The organism is Companilactobacillus paralimentarius, from assembly GCF_963227125.1.
Taxonomy (GTDB): domain Bacteria; phylum Bacillota; class Bacilli; order Lactobacillales; family Lactobacillaceae; genus Companilactobacillus; species Companilactobacillus paralimentarius.
In genome coordinates this window covers 1,714,536-1,732,755 of the sequence record NZ_OY724131.1, presented here as the reverse complement: position 1 = coordinate 1,732,755, position 18,220 = coordinate 1,714,536, and the positions used below count along the sequence as shown (strand labels likewise).

Annotated in this window: 18 protein-coding genes, 1 tRNA gene and 1 pseudogene; 13 read left to right on the top strand and 7 right to left on the bottom strand. The window is 35.0% G+C overall.

Going from position 1 to position 18,220, the window contains the following annotated elements:
• Window positions 1-23: 23 nt before the first annotated feature.
• Window positions 24-1,490 carry an MFS transporter gene (locus ACI6PB_RS08420; RefSeq protein ID WP_404327293.1) on the top strand — a complete coding sequence of 489 codons (1,467 nt, stop codon included), beginning with the start codon at window positions 24-26 and terminating at the stop codon, window positions 1,488-1,490.
• 350 nt (window positions 1,491-1,840) lie between these two features.
• Complete coding sequence (locus ACI6PB_RS08415) at window positions 1,841-2,869, top strand: IS30 family transposase (protein WP_041501690.1); 1,029 nt, start codon at window positions 1,841-1,843, stop codon at window positions 2,867-2,869.
• A 123-nt stretch (window positions 2,870-2,992) separates the two neighbouring features.
• Here the strand turns inward: ACI6PB_RS08415 and ACI6PB_RS08410 are convergent, their stop codons facing one another.
• The 4 genes and pseudogenes from ACI6PB_RS08410 to ACI6PB_RS08395 all read right to left on the bottom strand — a co-directional run bounded on the left by ACI6PB_RS08410 (window position 2,993) and on the right by ACI6PB_RS08395 (window position 5,807).
• On the bottom strand, window positions 2,993-3,226 hold the full coding sequence (locus ACI6PB_RS08410) for a hypothetical protein (RefSeq protein WP_404327292.1): 234 nt from the start codon (window positions 3,224-3,226) through the stop codon (window positions 2,993-2,995).
• Between the two features lie 47 nt (window positions 3,227-3,273).
• Window positions 3,274-3,471, bottom strand: a complete 198-nt coding sequence (locus ACI6PB_RS08405; RefSeq protein ID WP_404327291.1) for a helix-turn-helix domain-containing protein — start codon at window positions 3,469-3,471, stop codon at window positions 3,274-3,276.
• An 88-nt stretch (window positions 3,472-3,559) separates the two neighbouring features.
• A pseudogene (locus tag ACI6PB_RS08400) lies at window positions 3,560-4,473 on the bottom strand (haloacid dehalogenase-like hydrolase).
• Window positions 4,474-4,484: 11 nt separating this feature from the next.
• Window positions 4,485-5,807: a PTS sugar transporter subunit IIC gene (locus tag ACI6PB_RS08395; RefSeq protein ID WP_025084938.1), complete on the bottom strand. Its 1,323-nt coding sequence runs from the start codon at window positions 5,805-5,807 to the stop codon at window positions 4,485-4,487.
• A gap of 227 nt (window positions 5,808-6,034) precedes the next feature.
• Here ACI6PB_RS08395 and ACI6PB_RS08390 point away from each other — a divergent pair, with 227 nt between their 5' ends.
• The 4 genes from ACI6PB_RS08390 (at window position 6,035) to ACI6PB_RS08375 (ending at window position 7,947) form a co-directional block, all read left to right on the top strand.
• Window positions 6,035-6,751, top strand: a complete 717-nt coding sequence (locus tag ACI6PB_RS08390; RefSeq protein WP_404327290.1) for a GntR family transcriptional regulator — start codon at window positions 6,035-6,037, stop codon at window positions 6,749-6,751.
• Window positions 6,752-6,887: 136 nt separating this feature from the next.
• The gene (locus tag ACI6PB_RS08385) at window positions 6,888-7,475 is read left to right on the top strand and encodes a type 1 glutamine amidotransferase family protein (RefSeq protein ID WP_404277827.1); all 588 of its coding nucleotides are present in this window, start codon (window positions 6,888-6,890) and stop codon (window positions 7,473-7,475) included.
• Between the two features lie 74 nt (window positions 7,476-7,549).
• Entirely contained in the window at window positions 7,550-7,795 is a 246-nt protein-coding gene (locus ACI6PB_RS08380; protein WP_025084941.1) for a GlsB/YeaQ/YmgE family stress response membrane protein, read from the top strand.
• Window positions 7,796-7,806: 11 nt separating this feature from the next.
• Window positions 7,807-7,947 (top strand): hypothetical protein, encoded by a 141-nt coding sequence (locus ACI6PB_RS08375; protein WP_404277825.1) that lies wholly within the window; start codon window positions 7,807-7,809, stop codon window positions 7,945-7,947.
• 46 nt (window positions 7,948-7,993) lie between these two features.
• Here ACI6PB_RS08375 and ACI6PB_RS08370 read toward each other — a convergent pair whose 3' ends face one another.
• Window positions 7,994-8,563 (bottom strand): TetR/AcrR family transcriptional regulator, encoded by a 570-nt coding sequence (locus ACI6PB_RS08370; RefSeq protein ID WP_025084942.1) that lies wholly within the window; start codon window positions 8,561-8,563, stop codon window positions 7,994-7,996.
• A gap of 124 nt (window positions 8,564-8,687) precedes the next feature.
• Between ACI6PB_RS08370 and ACI6PB_RS08365 the strand changes: the two genes are divergently transcribed.
• Window positions 8,688-9,719 (top strand): aldehyde reductase, encoded by a 1,032-nt coding sequence (locus ACI6PB_RS08365; protein ID WP_025084943.1) that lies wholly within the window; start codon window positions 8,688-8,690, stop codon window positions 9,717-9,719.
• Between the two features lie 16 nt (window positions 9,720-9,735).
• On the opposite strand, the gene ACI6PB_RS08360 is transcribed toward ACI6PB_RS08365, so the two are convergent.
• The gene (locus tag ACI6PB_RS08360; protein ID WP_404327289.1) at window positions 9,736-10,650 is read right to left on the bottom strand and encodes a hypothetical protein; all 915 of its coding nucleotides are present in this window, start codon (window positions 10,648-10,650) and stop codon (window positions 9,736-9,738) included.
• Between the two features lie 268 nt (window positions 10,651-10,918).
• On the opposite strand from ACI6PB_RS08360, the gene ACI6PB_RS08355 reads away from it, so the two are divergent.
• The 4 genes from ACI6PB_RS08355 to ACI6PB_RS08340 all read left to right on the top strand — a co-directional run bounded on the left by ACI6PB_RS08355 (window position 10,919) and on the right by ACI6PB_RS08340 (window position 12,571).
• The gene (locus tag ACI6PB_RS08355; protein WP_025084944.1) at window positions 10,919-11,191 is read left to right on the top strand and encodes a hypothetical protein; all 273 of its coding nucleotides are present in this window, start codon (window positions 10,919-10,921) and stop codon (window positions 11,189-11,191) included.
• 173 nt (window positions 11,192-11,364) lie between these two features.
• A tRNA-Gln gene (locus tag ACI6PB_RS08350) sits at window positions 11,365-11,436 on the top strand.
• 466 nt (window positions 11,437-11,902) lie between these two features.
• On the top strand, window positions 11,903-12,223 hold the full coding sequence (locus ACI6PB_RS08345; RefSeq protein ID WP_025084945.1) for a bacteriocin immunity protein: 321 nt from the start codon (window positions 11,903-11,905) through the stop codon (window positions 12,221-12,223).
• Window positions 12,224-12,241: 18 nt separating this feature from the next.
• Entirely contained in the window at window positions 12,242-12,571 is a 330-nt protein-coding gene (locus ACI6PB_RS08340) for a hypothetical protein (protein ID WP_404327288.1), read from the top strand.
• A 63-nt stretch (window positions 12,572-12,634) separates the two neighbouring features.
• Here ACI6PB_RS08340 and ACI6PB_RS08335 read toward each other — a convergent pair whose 3' ends face one another.
• Entirely contained in the window at window positions 12,635-14,086 is a 1,452-nt protein-coding gene (locus tag ACI6PB_RS08335; protein ID WP_025084947.1) for an APC family permease, read from the bottom strand.
• A 288-nt stretch (window positions 14,087-14,374) separates the two neighbouring features.
• Between ACI6PB_RS08335 and ACI6PB_RS08330 the strand changes: the two genes are divergently transcribed.
• Window positions 14,375-16,423: a putative ornithine decarboxylase gene (locus ACI6PB_RS08330; RefSeq protein ID WP_404327970.1), complete on the top strand. Its 2,049-nt coding sequence runs from the start codon at window positions 14,375-14,377 to the stop codon at window positions 16,421-16,423.
• A 257-nt stretch (window positions 16,424-16,680) separates the two neighbouring features.
• Window positions 16,681-17,946, top strand: coding sequence for an aminotransferase class I/II-fold pyridoxal phosphate-dependent enzyme (locus tag ACI6PB_RS08325; RefSeq protein ID WP_404327287.1), 1,266 nt, complete (start codon window positions 16,681-16,683; stop codon window positions 17,944-17,946).
• Window positions 17,947-18,220: the final 274 nt, after the last annotated feature.

Sequence of the window (18,220 nt, the reverse complement as noted above, 5' to 3'; positions counted from 1 at the left end):
GAACTAAGAAAGAAAATGTTATTATGTTAAAAAATAAAAGATTGAACTTGTTGTTGACAATGATTGCAATTTTTATTGCTACGTTTATGACCTCAGTAGAAACAACCATTATTACGACGGCTATGCCGACAATTATTAGTAAATTAAACGGCCTGTCAATGCAAAGCTGGGTATTTGCAATGTATCTGTTAACGACAGCGGTCAGTACTCCCATATATGGAAAATTGTCTGATCAGTTAGGCCGTAAACCGATATTTATTGTTGGATTGATGATTTTTTCTTTAGGGTCATTTCTTTGTGGAATTGCTCCTAATATTTACCTTTTGATACTGTTCAGAGCTATTCAGGGAATCGGTGCTGGTGCAATTATGCCAATAACATTCACCATCATTGCGGATTTATACTCCTATGATAAACGTTCCAGTAAATTGGCTTTAAATAATACAGCTTGGGGAATTTCGGCCTTGCTAGGACCCATTATCGGTGGCTTCATTGTTGACAAACTTAATTGGCATTGGATTTTTTTCATTAACGTACCTTTAGGCTTGATAGTTTTGGTATTGATTCTGTTTGGACTAGGAAGTAAAAGGACTACTAAAACACATCGGCCAATAGATTATAAAGGGATTTTGAGTTTATCATTGTCTTTAATTTCACTTTTGTTTCTATTCCAAATGTTAAGTAGTCAAGAATTAAATATAATATATATCATAATTGTGGCACTGGTCTTTTCATTATCCTTAATAGCATTAGTACACTTCGAGAAAAAGTCAGTTGATCCAATTGTACCGTTGCAACTTTTTGAGAATCAATTATTTACAATTCAAATTCTGACTGCATTATTACTAAGTGGGATACAAATAAGTTTTCAAGTTTATTTTCCTATTTGGCTACAATCAGTTTATCGAGTTACTGCCTCTGTCGCTGGTTTGGCAGTTACACCGAGTCCAGTAATGTGGTTGATTGCATCATTCTTTGTGGGGAGCTTAGTGAAAAGAATTATTCCTAAATTAATTACTATTCCAATTGTTATAGTACAAATGCTGTTTTATCTAACCTTAGTTTTTGCTAAAACTAATTTTCCGATGATTATGTTTTATGTAATTGCTGGTGTCACCGGTACGGGGTTAGGTATTGTAATTACAATGAATACACTGATTTCACAAGAAGTAGTTTCGGATACTGAGGTTGGAACAGCCTCATCAATGTTAACTTTAGGAAGAACGATGGGACAAACCATCATGACAGGAGTATTTGGATTGGTGTTTAACTTGTCGATCAATCAAGCTGTTGGTAATCATGCAGAGGTGAGTTTGAGACAAGTTAATGGATTTATCAGTTCCAATCATGATTCAGCTAGTAACTTAATTCCTATCATGCAAAAAATTATTATTGAAGGTATGCATAATGTTTTCTTAGTTACAGTGATCTTATTTGGAATCATCTTGTTAGTTAATTTGAAGGACAAGAATAGGGAGATTATTAAATAATTAGGTATTTGATAGCTTTGTTAGTTCACTCGTAGAATTATAAGCGGAATAATAAAAAGGAGTAACTTGATCTGAACCCTTAAGTTTGGATAATTAATTATGCTGCTTTTAGAAAGGAAAATTCTCGGTATTTTACCGGTGGCTTTCCTTTTAGTTTTGTCTTGATGGCAAACTCAACTGTTGGATGTTCACTAATATTAAAAACTAATATTTCTCCGGAAGATAAATCCGGCGAATTTTATAATCAAGTTAGCCACTTTCAATAAAAGCTCAAAATAAAAACACCAAGACGAAAAAATCAGGTATCATTGGAGTTCCTACACAAACAATGAAAGAGGTTTTTCGTCTTGATGCAAGAAAATGATACCATAATACGACCTAAGGGACACCATTTAACTGAAATTGAACGTGGTGAAATAGCTTCGCTTCACCTTTTGGGATTCTCAAATCGTAAGATTGCTCACGCCGTTGGCGTTTGCCCTCAAACTATTAATAATGAGATCCGCAGAGGGACCGTAAGACAGGTTAAAAAGGTTAATGGGAAACAATATTTCTCTAATGATTATTACCCTGATACCGCTCAATTACGTTATGACACGCTGCGTAAGCAGTGTCATCGACCTTCTAAGTTTAATCGAGTTAAACAATTCCTAAGCTACTTTGTAGAACAGTTCAAACAGGGGTGGTCTCCAGATATAATCGCAGGTAGATCACGTGTCGATGGGTTATTCTTTAAAGATGAAATGGTATCAACTACCACTCTTTATAAGTACATCGATGAACAACGTTTAGAGATACGTAATATAGACTTAACCGACAAAATGAATAGATCTACCAAGCTACACGTTTCGAAGAAACATAAGCGTCTATTGGGTAGAAGTATCGAGGAACGTCCTGAGAGCGTTGACTTGCGAGAAGATTTTGGTGACTTTGAAATTGATACTATCGTTGGTAAGAGAAATGGTCACGAGAGCGTAGTCTTAACACTTATTGAGCGTAAATCCAGATTCGAGATAATGCGACTTATTGACGGTAGAGATGCCGACTCTGTTGATTACGCTATGGAAGAGATCAAACATAATTACGGTCACATTATCAACTCGATAACCGCAGATAATGGTCCTGAATTTGCTAATCTCGATTCTGTTATGTCTGGAGTTTCAGATGTTTATTTTGCACATCCATATACTTCCTCAGAAAGAGGAACCAATGAAGCACATAATAGAATGATTCGTCGTGACTTGCCCAAAGGGCTGTCACTCGATTCTATTGCTCCAGATTTAGTATCCTCTATTGAATCAAAGCTCAATGATATGCCTAGAAAGTTGTTGAACTACAAAACTCCACGGGAACTATTCACTAGTTTCTGTGGAGTTTAGAAATGCACTTTTCTGGCACTGATATATTTCGTATTTATTTTTTGGACAAGTGGCTAACTTGTTCTTGTAATTTTCGGGAAGATAAATCCATGACTGGTTCTAAATAAACACGGTCATTTTAGTTCATATTTCCATATCTAAATTCACTAATATCAGCCACCAGCTTTGGTAAGATCTATCAGCATTAAAACGACGTTTTAAATGATTTTTAGCTATTCTTCCAGCGGTTTCTTTATATGAATTATATTTTCTTTTTTGACGATTGAACGTTTGGCAAAACCAAGAATGTTCAGTCATGATACGAAGAACTTTCTTGTGATTAACTGTAAATCCCAATTCTTTAAGTGCTTTAGTCATACGTCGATAGCCGTATTTTTGTATATTTTGGATCTGATTGTCGAAATTCATCTATTGCTTGAATAATTTAAATCCATTCTACATGGCTCAAGCCCTTCGACGCCACGTAACTCAAAATTATGAACCCAATTAAGAATCACGTCCTCTTTAGCAACCCCATAACTTTTAGCCAAAGCTGTGGATCCATAACCGCTAAAGTATTCAGTTACTACTTTGATTCTAAAATCTAAATTGAATTTGACCATAAGAAAAACCCTTTAGTTTGGTTTTGTGTCCAAACTAAGGGGTTTACTTCAAACTTTATAATTTTAGTTACTCCTTTTCCTATATCTTTTATCTTCTTACACTTCGTGATATGCCAGCAATATAGTGACGATAACCTGAAATGGATTTTTTTAATTCTGAGATGTTTTCGAATCTATTTCTTTGAGCATCGCCGATATGTTGAATATCAAAACCAATTTCTTTATTTTCTAATGCCATTGTCCTGATGATGTCTGGTTGACTAGATTCTTGAGAGGTTCCAATAGCACTCATGGCAAGAATTCCATTATCGTGGGCCAAATCAACGGCCATTTTTAAATCTTCTCTTCTAATACCCCAGACAGTGCCAACGGAAGGAAGTAGAAGGATATCAGCTCCAGCTTGAATATAATCCTTAACTGCTTGTTCTGTAAAGATTGGTTCGTTACCGCCGGCTTTATGCATTTTACCAGCGATAATAACACCACCAAATACTTCTTTGCCAATTCAATTGCATGAGTAATAGCTTTATTAGAAGTTCCAACTCCTGGATTGGCAGTTAGGCAAACAAAGTCGAATCCTAATTCTTTAGCACGTTTTAAAGTTTCCTCATTTGCTTGTCGACCTTTGGAAATTTCTAATCTTGTTTCTAACATTTCAGCCTTTAAATCTATCGGTTCAAGATTTAATCCTAAGGGTCTTCCAACATATTCTTTTAATTCTTTAACAACAGAGTCTCTAGGAATGGCGTTTTGAATATTCTCTTGATCAGGCATTCCCAAAATAATGGGATTTAATGTATCAAAGGCATTTAAAAGAATCATATCAGCGCCTGAAGCTTTAGTCATTTCACTGATAGTGATTCCGTCCTCAACAGGTTCATGCATGACTACATTTTCACTTAAAACTACGCGTCCTTCACTAGCTTTGATGGAAGTTAAAAGTTCCTCTTTGGTCATTTTAGATATTTCGCTTGCAGTAGCACTAATTAATCTTGTCGACATTTATAATTCTCCTATGCTTTTTCTTCGTCTAATTTTTCAGTTAAAACTTGTTTGTTATTGATTGAGGCAACGAATGGTAAGTATATTAGAGTACCAATTACTAAATTAATAACTTGGATGACGGCACCACTGATACTATTGGTTGCTAGATATCCCGAAATAATAGGTGGCATTGTCCAATTTAATACAGTACCGGTTGGTTTAGCCACTAGTCCCCATTTCATACTTAAGTAAGTAGTTGTCGCAAAAACCATAGGGACAAGAATAAATGGAATAATAATAGCTACGTTAAATACAACTGGATAACCGAACATGACTGGTTCATTAATGTTAAAGATAGCTGGAGCTGTACCAACAGAAGTGATAGCCTTACTTTCAGCGCTTGCTTTCTTCATAAGAACGAGGATGAATAAGGCAAGAATTAAACAAGCAGTAGCACCTGATCCACCCATATAAGTAAAGTTATCCATAAACGAGTTGGTTACAATGTTTGGTACTTCTTTACCATGTTGTAGAGCCAATCTGTTGGCATCAGAATTCATCAACCAAATAGGATTCATGGCTGAGTTAATAACAGTACCGTGAACACCAATGCTCCAAACTAAACTGTTTAGTCCGACGGCAATCAGGGTACCGGCTAGAGTACCTCCTAAGAATGATAGAGGTTTATTTAATAATTTCAAAATAACTTCATGTATGTTGTTAAATCCAAACATACCGATAATAATGGCGATTAAAATCCACATGAAAATAATTACGAAACCAGGCAATAAAGCACTGAAAGTTTTAGAAATTGCAGGTGGAACACTTTCAGGCATTTTAATTTCAACATTATGTTCAATGAACATTGAAAATATTTTGGCAGAAATCAAACCAAGGATAATGGCAACGATAAGTCCTTTACTTCCTAAATAAGTTAGATCAACACCAGTTTGTCCCGCTTTATTTGTGATAACAGGTGTAATTGTTAAATATGATCCTAAAGCAACGAAACCTGAACCAATTGATTTTAGTTCATCGTGAATATGACTCTTTGTAAAACTATATGCAATACCGAAAACAGTTGGAATTACCATTATTCCAAAAGTCATGTTGGTCATCATATTTAAAAGATTACTTAGATTATCAAAATATGGAATTTTGATTCCTTGTAAAGTTTGTGTCCAATTGTCAAAGGGTAAACTATTAATAATAAGTGGAACAGATCCAATAATGATTAAGGTGATAGCAAATCCAACACCATCACGAATAGCCATTAAGGCCTTATTCGCGGCTAATTTGTTAGCGAATGGCATGATTTTCTTGTTTAGAAATTCAGAAAAACCATTTTTCATTTTATATTCCCCCAGAATATGTATTAATAATCATTTAAATTAGTAAATTGAAGATTATTTACTAATAATTCTTTCCTTAAATTCGCCTCTCTTGTATCCGCTTACAATATATCATCGCTGTAATTATATGTCCACATCATTTTATAAATAAGACTAGTCTTTTAAAATAAAAATGAAGTCAATGTTAAATGATGATAAAATATTTTATAAGATATAGGAGAAAAATTATGGAGTATAAATATAAAAAGATTGCTGAAAATATTAAATCAAAAATAAAAAATGGACAATATAAGGCGGGGGATATCTTACCTGATCAATCTCAAATTGCTAAAGATTTCAATACTACGAGAAGTACGGTGCATAAGGCTTTGAATCTATTAGTCATTGAAGGAATGATTTACTCTAAACGGGGTGCTGGAACTTTTGTCAGAAAAGATTTTAATCTAGATACAAAATATAAAAGTGTTTCAGCTTTAGAAAAACCATTAGGCGCCACTTATACTCACCAAGCCAATAAAGTAACCAGCAAGATTTTAAGCTATTCGGCTAGACTTCCAACAGAAGAAGAAATGGAAAAATTAATAATTGAATCTGATGCGCCTGTATATGATATTCAAAGAATTCGATATATGGATGGAAAAATTTTTGCTTACGAACATACAATTATGCCAACTACGATAGCACCAATAAATGAGGATGTACTAGAACATTCTATTTATGACCACTTGAAGAATTTAGGATTGAATATTGAAGGCTCTCATCGAATAGTAAAGGCTGATAGAGCTGATAAAACTGATCTTGAAACTGGCATAGCTAAAGACAAAGTGGATCCTGTGTTAGTTATTATTCAATTAAGTTATTTAGACGATGGTCAGCCGTTTGAATTGTCCGAATCACGGTTTCCATTTGAAAATAGTGAATTAATTGCCGATATTACATTATAGTTAATCAAGTATGTGCTTTGTTATTAAGCAAAAAGTATCACATTAAAATCTTTTGTAAATCCTTGCTTAAGGCCAAGAGATTATATTACAGTTAAATAACTGCTATATGAAAATTTAATTATCAGAGGAGTTATTAATGAAAACAGCAATCTTTTTTATATTAAACGAATACGCGGATTGGGAAGGTCCTTATTTGTCTAGTCAATTGAATCAAAATTCTGAATGGACGGTTAAGACGGCTTCATTTTCTGATGAGGTTACTTCTATCGGTGGGTTTAAAACTATAATTGATTATCAAATTGATGAATTGCCTGAAAAAATCGATTTGTTAATTTTGATTGGTGGTAATTCTTGGGATGTTAAAAATGAAACCTTGAGAAAATTAATTTCCGATAGATTAAAAAATGATCAACCAGTTGGTGCTATCTGTGGTGCAGTCGACTATTTAGCCAAAAATGGGTTATTGAGTGGCTATCAACATACTGGTAACTCTCAGGCAATTTGGAAAAATTATTCGGAATATAATAATCCTGATCAGTTCCTACCTCAACAAGTGGTTAGTGATAGGAATTTAGTAACCGCTAATGGTACAGCTGCTTTAGACTTCACTGAAGCTGTTTTGAAACTGATTCAATTTCTACCTGATAAACAATTGAAACCTTTGATTGAATTGTATGACAATGGTTTCTATGAATACTGTAAAAAATATGGTAATCCGTTTTAACAGCATATTTCGTGCGTAATTTACTGGAATTTAATAATATTAGAATATAAATATTATTAAGGAGGATTAACATTATGCATTGGTTATGGGTAATTATTGTCGGAGCTATTATTGGAGCACTTGCGGGTGCAATTACTAACAATGGAAAATCAATGGGATGGATCAGTAATATTCTTGCTGGTATCGTTGGCTCGGCTTTAGGTGAGGGAATCTTAGGTGCTTGGGGTCCACAACTTGCAGGAATGGCTATTATTCCTTCATTAATTGGAGCTATCATTTTAGTCTTAGTGGTATCATTCGTTGTTAAAAAAATGTCGTGAGGTAAATAATTATGGATACTGTTAAATCAATTTTTAAATTCATGGCTGTTAGTACCTTAATAGTCGGAGGTGTTCTTGTAGGTGGAACTATTTTAACTGCAAAGGGCATCGATAAAGCCGGCGATAAAATTCAAGCAAAATTGCATGAATAAATAGAAGAGACATTATCAATTTTCTGATTAATTGATAACGTCTCTTTTAATTTGTAGTCTCGTTTCGTAAGGCAGTTAAAGTAGAAATTTGAAAATCAGCTAAAAGAACATGAATGTCATTGATGTTTTCTGTTTGACCACTAATCAGCCATTCACGCCAAATTGCATAAACACCGGCACTCATAAATTTGACCCAGTACTTACGTTGAATGGCTGTGAATTGGCTCCAGTCCATTGTTTGATCGTAGAATTCGGTCATGTTCTTATCAAAAATATTTTGAATAATTGCTTCATAATGTTTATTGACAGCCATTTTTAAGATGTCAGATATCTCTTCAAAGAGATTTCCTAAGGCGGTTAATTTCTGGTTCTGAGGAACTCTATTAATGATGTTTTCAAAGCCAATATTTATTTTGGGTTCGATGTAAGCTATTAAAATATCGTCTAGAGTTTCAAAGTTCCGATAAAAAGCCATTCGACTTACACCAGCTCGTTTTACAACTTGAGTAATAGTGATATCGTTGAAATCTTTTGTTTTTAATAATTGTAATAATGCGGTAATGAGAAATTCTTGGGAATCTTGTTTGATTTTTTGTGAATGTTCGGTCGCTGCCATTACATTTTCTCCATTCTGTCACAGATGCTTCTGATTTACTTGAGAAGCTGTTTCTTACATAGTAGGATACATTCATGAACGTTACAAGTGAAACGTCAGTTAAAATGAAATGGAGATATTAAACATGAGAAAACAATTAGTAGTCGTTACAGGTGGTAGTGGTTTTATTGCAGTACACATTATTTTGGAATTGTTGCAACAAGGATATGCGGTTAGAACAACAATTCGTTCGGCCAAAAAAGAAGATGTTATTAAAGAAATGTTATATAACGGTGGAATAAGAGATTTTTCTGATCTCTCATTCTCACAAGCTGATTTAACTTCTGATACGAATTGGGAAGAAACGATGCAAGGAGCAACATATGTTATTCATGTGGCTTCACCAACTCCTAAATTAAACTTTAAAAATGAGGACGAGATGATTCGTCCAGCCGTGGATGGAGTCTTACGTGTTCTTAAAGCGTCTAAAGATGCTGAGGTTAAACGAGTGGTTTTGACATCAGCCTATGGTGCCATTTTTGCAGGTCACAAGAATCGCACAACTCCGTATACTGAAAAAGATTGGTCAGATCTTTCTGCTAAAAATATACATCCATATCAAAAGTCAAAAACGATGTCAGAAATGGCCGCTTGGGATTTTATCAAAAAGGAAGGTGATGGCTTGCAACTAGCTACGGTTAATCCAGTTGGTGTTATGGGACCGGTCTTGTCTGCCAAGTATTCCCACTCTAATGTTCAGATTCAAGAAATGTTAGAAGGAAAAATCAAAGCTTTACCTAAGGTTGATTCAGGTTATATTGACGTTCGTGATGTCGCTAGCTTACATATTTTGGCAATGACTTCACCTAAAGCCAATGGTGAAAGATTCTTGGCAACAACTGGTGAAACTTTATCAATGATGGATGTAGCCGACATTTTACGTGAAGCTTTTCCTGATTATGCAAGTAACATTCCAACTAGAACTATACCGAATGCAGTTGTAAAAGCCGCTGCTTTAACTAATCCCCAACTTAAAATGATTGCTTCGATTGTTGGTAAGTACGCTGGTACTAGCAATAAGAAGGCTAAGGAGTTGTTGGGGTGGAATCCTCGTTCTGCTAAAACAGCTATCATTGCGACAGCACAATCTATGATTGATCTTGGAATCGTCAGATAAAAAAAATGGCTCTCAATTAAATTTGAGAGTCATTTTCGACTTTTAGAGAAGAGATATATTTTTTAAGGATAACGATTGAACCTAAGAAAAAAGTAGTTGCTAGAACGGCTGTTAGTGGCAACATGTGGAACATACTAGTAGGTAAAACTAAGGCTAACAGTGGAAAAGCAAAGGCAGCTGGCAATTTGATTTTTAAAAGTTGTAGTAATACGAAAACTAATGGTAAGGCGATAACGGCAGAGATTAACCAGGAACTGATAAAAGTGTGAACTAAAACACCGATACTAGCAGCACCGACCAAAGCAATGAAGTGCTTAACGGCCATTTTACAACTGTATTGAGGCTTCTGTAGAACCTCGAAGAAAACAACCATAACTGGTGGAATAGCAGCCATTTGTGAAAAACCAAAGAACCAGACAGCACCAACCCAGATGAGCGCCATAATAGCGAAGATCAACATGTGGTGCTTTTTAATGATAGAACTAGAAGTTGTTTCCTTGTAACTGCCTTGAATGAAAACACCGACCGTCAAGGCTAGTGTGAATAGTAGGATAGCAACGATGAATGACCAATGGGTAGCGTTAATGATAATCGGCAATAGGCCAGTCGCAAATGATGGAGCCAAGTTTGAGTGAAGAACTCGTAACAGAACTAGCATCAAGAGAAGACCCAAGATGACTTTTTGTGCATAACCGATAGTTAACTGATTGATTAGAAAACCAATGATGGCTGTTCCTGATGGAGCTAGGAAGATTTTCAATGGTTGATTGATCCAGCCATCGTTTTGATAAATCCATGTTCCAGCCGTTAATGCTCCAATCTCGGGTAGAATGATTTCCATATCGTTCAGTAAAGTAGCACTAGCTACCATGATGATAATGAATGAAAATCCAATTAAGTAATTTCTCTTTTCAATAGTACTTAAATGCATGTTTGTCTTATCCCTCCATAATGTAAACAGCTGATATTCTTTCAGCAAAACGAAACTAGTTTAACATACAATTATAATTATTTAAAATAGAATATATATAATTTTGGAATATTGAAAGAGAACGACTTTACCAAAATAAAACTTTACATTCTGGATAATTGACTAGTTTTAAATTTTTAAGCTATTAGAATGAGTGTCAAAGAAGTGAATTACATGTAGGAAATAGAAACTATGTCAATTCACTTGAAATTTGAAGGGAGTATTTATTATGGACGAATGTAAGGAGAAAAATTTAACGAGAACGTATGATATGGACGATATCGACGATTTATTGTGTGAGCTGGATGATTCAAAGATCGGAATTAATGCTTTGATGGATTACAGTTTGAAAATTAAGCGCATTAATGACGACCAAGTTAACAAAAATATGGTGTCACATGAATATCAACGACTGAGTCCGATTATTGAACTCTTGAATACTGAAATCTTTGAATCAATCGATAAATCTATTGATATTTTGGAATCAAACGTTAAAGAATAAAGTAAATAAAGATGAACTTAACCAAAAAAGTACATCTTGGCTGTCGTTTCAGTGGGGATGTTCTTTTTTTCGGGTAAAATATGGTTATATTTATAATGAATAGCCGATTACTATTGACATTGCAGCGTTTTTTTTATAACATTTTATTGTTGTTTAATACTTTTAATCATTAATGGGCATTCGCCAAATGGTAAGGCAGCGGACTCTGAATCCGCAATTTATTGGTTCGAACCCAATATGCCCAATATTGAGAGTTTCACAAAGTGTATAAGGTGCTATAAGCCTTGATAAATAAACGTTTTACGAATTACAGTTTTAAAAATTATCAATCAATTTCATAACTATATAGTCAAAATATAGTCAAAAAACAAATATACTATCGGGGCGTGTAGATCGTTAGTCATTGGACTAGCGGTCTTTTTTTGTACTTAGGGATATTATGAAAATAAAAAAATATAGTCAAAACGTTAAAATGAGTATCTAGGACGTGAAACAATTGCTTGTATCGACTGAAATGTATAAGGTAGCTTTTATTTGTAGCAAAAAAGTAGGATAATTTAAATTATAGGGTAACTTAGCTAATTTACTTTCTAAAGCATCTGAATAAAGTGTAATAGGGCGGGGTAAATGATCATAAATCCCACCATTGGGGATATTTTTACAAATTAAAGTTACCTTCCCACTAGAATATACTTGAAAGAGGATGTTATTTTGACGAATAAAAGTTTATTTGAATTGATTGATGAGGCATATCAAGAGGACTTGTCCAATCAGCCTAAAGAGTACAAAAAAGGATTATTAGAGAGTGCTCAAGAATTAAAAAGTGGTACAAGTGGGTTAGATGTTTGTTTAAAAATTTATCAACTTTATCACGATAACTTCATCGTTCCAATGACGTTGCCCAAAAAGAATCGAGTGTTATATCAGTTTGTAAAAGATAAGTTAAATAATCTGGATCAAAAGACGATGCGAGATGTGAATTTAGGATATGGACTTGGAGCAACTCACTTTACATTTGGTCCGTTGAATTAGAAAAAATGGAGATGGAAAATGAACTACAAGGAACAACGAAAAGCTCTAAGTTTATTAATTGATTTTCGACGTGAACTCAATTTAATGAACAACCACAACGAAACGAATCAACAAATAGTGGAAGCATTGAATGATGGAATATTCAAATTATCGAAAGAAAAATGTCAGGGCTTAGCGTTTGATAACTTGGTTCATGATTTAGTCCAACGGATTAGTTTAAAGATTGCTAATGGGGATGTTTCTTTCAATGCAGAAACGAGAAAAGTCTGGTCTGCAATTGTTAATATGAAAAAGGGACCATCTGATAATTCTTTAGCTTATACACTTTTGAATCTGTTCCATAGATAAATAAAAAGGGCAGTATCACTAACATATGTTAATGATACTGCCCTTTATTTAAAAGTGAAATTTTTAATCTAATTCCATACCTTCACGACGTTGCTCGCGTTTTCGTAACCATGGCATAACGAAGCCTAGTCCAAATAATACGATAACAGTAATGAAGTTTAGTAGTAATTGATGGTTGAAAGCACCGGTACCGAACTTAGCTTCTTGAGGAATGAATCCTAAAGTAGCACAGATAAAGGTAAAGGCTAGACACCAACCACCGACGATTAGAGCACCAGCTTTATTTTTGATAAAAGTGTAATCAGAGTGGAACTTGTCTTGGTGCATTCTCATTGCCACGAAGGCGAAGAAGACCCAACAAGTCTTATATGGTGAAATAATTCCGTTAATGTTTAGTAACCAATTATAAATTGTATTGATATTTGGCAAAGTACCTGTCAAAAGAAGTAAGAATAAACTCAAACCAGTTGTCATTGTGTAACTGTGGATAGGGCGACCATTCTTGTTTTTCTTAGTTAACCACTTAGGCATGAACTTGTCGGCGACATCACCGGCAAAGACACGACTTGAAGCATCAAGTAAGACAGCCAATTGAGCCATCATAAAGATTGCTTGAACGACAGCGAAGATATACATCAATAATTTACCTACACCTAAACTAGTACCTAATAGTTGGAAAGCGTAGTAAGGTCCGTTCATCTTGAAGTCATGTGGAATATGGTTGGCATTGAAGAACATTGCCAAGGCCAATGTACCAAAGATAGTTAAGAAACCAGTCATGATAGCAAGAAGCCACATAGCTTTAGGAAATTCATGCTTAGGATCACGCATTTGAACGACGTAAGGTGCAGCTAGTTCAGCACCTGACATAGCGAAAATCAATAGTCCGGTAGTTGAGAAGTACTTCAAGCTAAATGATGGTTTGAAAGCTCCCCAGTTAAATGGTTGTGTAGCAATATGATGACCATGTAGGACGGCGTAACCTGCTAGAAGAACAAAGAGGAACGACATGATGAACATGGCACCTCCACCGATAAGTGAAAGGATTTCTAATGAATTCTTGATAACATTTTCTAATAAGATGAAAAGTAAAATGATGATAAAAGTTAAAATACCGAACCAGAAAGTCGACATTCTTTTGTCCAAAGTATTGTTACCTAAAAACATCCAACTGAATGAAACGATAACTGAGTTAGAAACGTCCACGATGTAAGGGACACTTTGAACCCAATACATCCATGAAGTCCAATAACCCAGGGTGTCGTTACTACTGTGACGAACCCAAGAAGCAAGCCCTCCGGCTTGATTGTCAAAAGTTAAACTCATTTGACTAGAAATTAAAGCATAAGGAATGACGTAGGCAAAAAGTAAGAAGATCCATGAGATAACCACGGATAATCCTTGGTTTTGAAAAGGATAGAAGATATTTTCAAAACTAATGATAGTAACGAAGTCGATCAAGGCAATGACCGGCCAACTTAGATAATGATTTTTATTTGGTTCTAATGTTTCCAATTTTATTTTCCCCCGAATTGTCTAAAAGTCTTGTTATAGAAGGCTTTAGAACTTAGGCGGCTTCAGTGTAAGCAGAGAACTATTCATTTTCACTTGTTTATACCCTCGATACGTATATATAATCAATGCTGTAATATTTTTTCATAATTAATATTGCGAAAATATAAAAGATATCCTCAAACAATTTTAGGGATTTATATATCATTTGCAATAGTTTTTATGAAAAAAGTTAAAAAATAGGGGGAAAATATGAATTTTCTGAAAATTGCCATTGGCGATGATGTGAAAATGAGTGGATCATCTAACTGGGAAACAGTTCCATTTACAGCTAAGAGTGATCTTGCCGAATTAGCAGCCATCGTCTTAAACGAACATGATGCAACAGCCATCAAAATAGCTGAAAATCTACAAGAAACATCAGGTCTTGGCATCCCTATTATCAAAACAAATTCTACTGCCGATGTGACTTCTGAAGCAATTGATTCTGCCAATAAATATCAAGAAAAAATGGTTCCAGGTTTTTTGACTGATTTGGTTAATTTTGCAGAAGATCGACCAATTAGTTTTACTACTCCAGGGCACCACAACGGTCAGTACTACGAAAAACATCCAGCAGGAGTAGTCTTTAACCGTTTCTTTGGAAAGAATCTGATGTTTGCGGATACTAGCGATACAGTTGATGAATTAGGCGATACCATGACCCATGGTGGTACACCTTTGACCGCTGAGCAAAAGGCTGCTGAAACATACAATGCTGATAAAGTTTACTTCTGTACAAACGGAACTACTAGTTCCAATTCAATCTGTGCCAGTGCTTTGTTATCAAAAGATGACTTAGTTCTCTTTGACCGTAATAATCATAAGTCACTTTATAATAGTGCTTTAGTAATGAGTGGAGCGAAACCAGTTTACATTCCGACTGACAGAAATCCTTTAGGATTAATTGGCGAAATGAATCCCGAAGCACTAGATGAAACTAATATTCGAGCTGAAATAGCCAAAATTGACCCTGAGAAGGCGAAAGCTAAGCGTCCATTTAGATTAGCTATCCTACAATTAGAAACGTATGATGGGGTCTTTTATGACGCTCAATGGATCATTAATAAGATTGGTAAACTTTGTGATTATATATTATTCGATTGTGCTTGGGGTGGATTTGAGCAATTCGTACCAATCATGAAACATTTATCGCCATTGTCATTAGAGTATGGACCAGAAGATCCTGGTATTTTAGTGACACAATCGTTACATAAACAACAAGCTGGACTAGCTCAAACTTCACAGATTCTAAAAAAAGATGCTCATATAAAAGGACAAGCCCGTTACGTTGATCATAAGCATTTTAATAATGCGTATTTGAAATTCGTTACCTCAAGTTATTCTTATCCTATCTATGCCTCATTAACAGTTAATGCTTATCTGACTGCCGGTCAAGGTAACAAGAATTGGTGGGATGATACTTTGAGAATGGGAATTGAATGGCGTAAACAGTTATTAAAGAAGTTAAAATTGTTTAGACCATTAGTTCCCGATAATTATGCCGAAATCAGTACGGATGAATTAGCTACCAATAGTAAGTATTGGGAGTTGAATTCGCAAGATAATTGGCATGGATTTAATGAAATAGCTCAAGGACAAGCAATGATTGATCCACTAAAAATAACCGTTATAACGCCTGGAATTGATGTAAGAAATGCTAAATATCAAGCAAATGGAATCCCCGGGCCAGTCGTGGCGAAATTTTTAATGGAAAAAAGAATTATTCGAGCAAAAGATGATTTGAATTCACTTTTGTTCCTATTAACACCAGGCGATACTAAGGAAGAATTAGATACTTTGTTAAATGCTTTCTTAGAATTTGAACAATTCTATTTTGAAGATGCACCATTAACTAAAGTTTTGCCCAAGCTAGCTCAATTTTATCCAGAACGTTATCAAGGTTATACATTGAAACAATTATGCCAAGAAATGCACGAGTATTATCGCCAGAATAAGACCTTTACCTTACAAAAAGAATTATTTGCTAAACCAGATATGCAAAGTTATACAATGACGCCAGAAAATGCAGATCAATTGTTTATGAAAAATCAAAGTGAACTAGTTGATTTAAAGGACATTAAGGGGCGTATAGCGGTAGAAGGTGCATTGCCATATCCACCCGGAGTATTCATCGTTGCTCCTGGAGAAAAGTGGGGCGATATTGACCAGAAGTATTTTGAAGTTCTAGTTGGCGCAATCGAGAGGTTTCCAGGATTTGTACCAGAAATTCAAGGTGTTTATTGGAATAAGAATGCAGACGGCACTATCTCCGTTCAAGCAGAGGTGTTAAAGAAATAATTTTTTAAACCTAGATTGTTATCGGATTTAATGAGTTAATTTAAATAGAAACAAATTTAATAATTCAAATTAAAAGTAAAATAAAATATTACGAATACACTAGTCCGGAAAAACAAAGAAAATGGGCTCAGTAGTAGAAGGCCGAGATTTGAAACAATTGTGAACTTCAATTGGTTCAAATTCGTGCCCACTGCGTTCCAGCCCAATTTTCTTTGTTGTGGAGGACGGCAGCCTAAAGGCAAAAAAGGAGTTTATTTATGTCATTATCATGGACAGATGATTTACCAGAAGATTTAAAAACAAAAGTTGCTGAAGTAGAAAAACTAATTCAACCACGTTTAGAAGAAATTGATCAACAAGTTCTTTATAACCAACAACGTGTCTTGAACTTGTTTAGAAAACATCGAGTAGGTGAGGAAGACTTAGTACCATCAACCGGCTATGGTTATGATGATATTGGTCGTGATAAGATCGAAGCCATTTACGCCGACTACTTTAAGGTAGATGATGCTTTAGTTCGTCCTCAATTTGCTTCAGGTACACATGCAATTTCGACAGCTCTATTCAGTATGCTGCGTCCTGGAAATACACTTTATTATTTAACTGGAACACCATACGATACAATTCAAGAAGTTATTGGTTTAGCTGGTAATAAGCGTGGCAATATGAAGGAGTATGGCATTAGCTTTTCTACAACGGAATTATTAGATGATGGTTCAGTTGATTATGAGAACGCGGAAAAAGCATTGAAAGCTGACGATAACATCAAAGTAGTTGCTATCCAACGTTCAAGAGGTTACGCAGTTCGTGACAGTTTTACAGTTGATAAGATTGCCAAAATGATCAAATTCGTTAAATCAATTCGCCCTGACGTTAATGTTTTTATTGATAATTGTTATGGTGAATTTTCTGAAAAAGAAGAGCCTACTTTCTATGGTGCTGATATTATGGCAGGATCTTTGTATAAGAACGCTGGTGCTGGAATTGTTAAGAGTGGTGCCTATATTGTTGGACGAGAAGATCTAGTTGATGGTGCTGGCTCACGTTTGACAGTTCCTGGTGCTGGTAAAGGTGAAGGAGCTACTTGGGGTTACTTGCGTGACTTTTATCAAGGATTTTTCATGGCAGCACACACGACAGGTGAGGCTCTAAAGGGTATGGTCTTTACCTCAGCTCTTTGTGAAGAAATGGGAATGAATGTTTCACCAAAATGGGACGCACCAAGAACCGATATTGTTCAAACAGTTTCCTTTGGTGATCCTGAACCTATGGTTAAATTCTGTGCTGCTATTCAACATTATTCACCAATGAATTCATTCGTTGATCCAATTCCTAGTCATCAAGATGGCTATGAAGATGATGTCGTTATGGCATCAGGTAGTTTCGTCGAGGGTTCAACGATTGAACTGTCATCAGATGGTCCTATTAGACCGCCATATTCACTATATATTCAAGGTGGTTTGTCATATGCGCATGTTCAAATTGCGATTACACAAGCTGTTAATGAAACATTTTATAAATAAATCTATAGAAATGGTATCTTAAATTATTAAATAAGGCGGTGGTTAAACTTCATAAAATTATATTTAGAATTTTAATTAATAGAATTTAGCGTATAAAAAATAGGTTGTACGTTCAAGTGATTATTTATAATCTAAGCCCCGTTAATATACAAGGGGTATAGTGTGTAATCGTTGGTATGATAAGTGAACTAAGTCATACACGGCGTGTGTCAACGTCCTAAATATAATTAAAATTACTAATTCAATTAATTATATAAAACTAACAAAACTTACT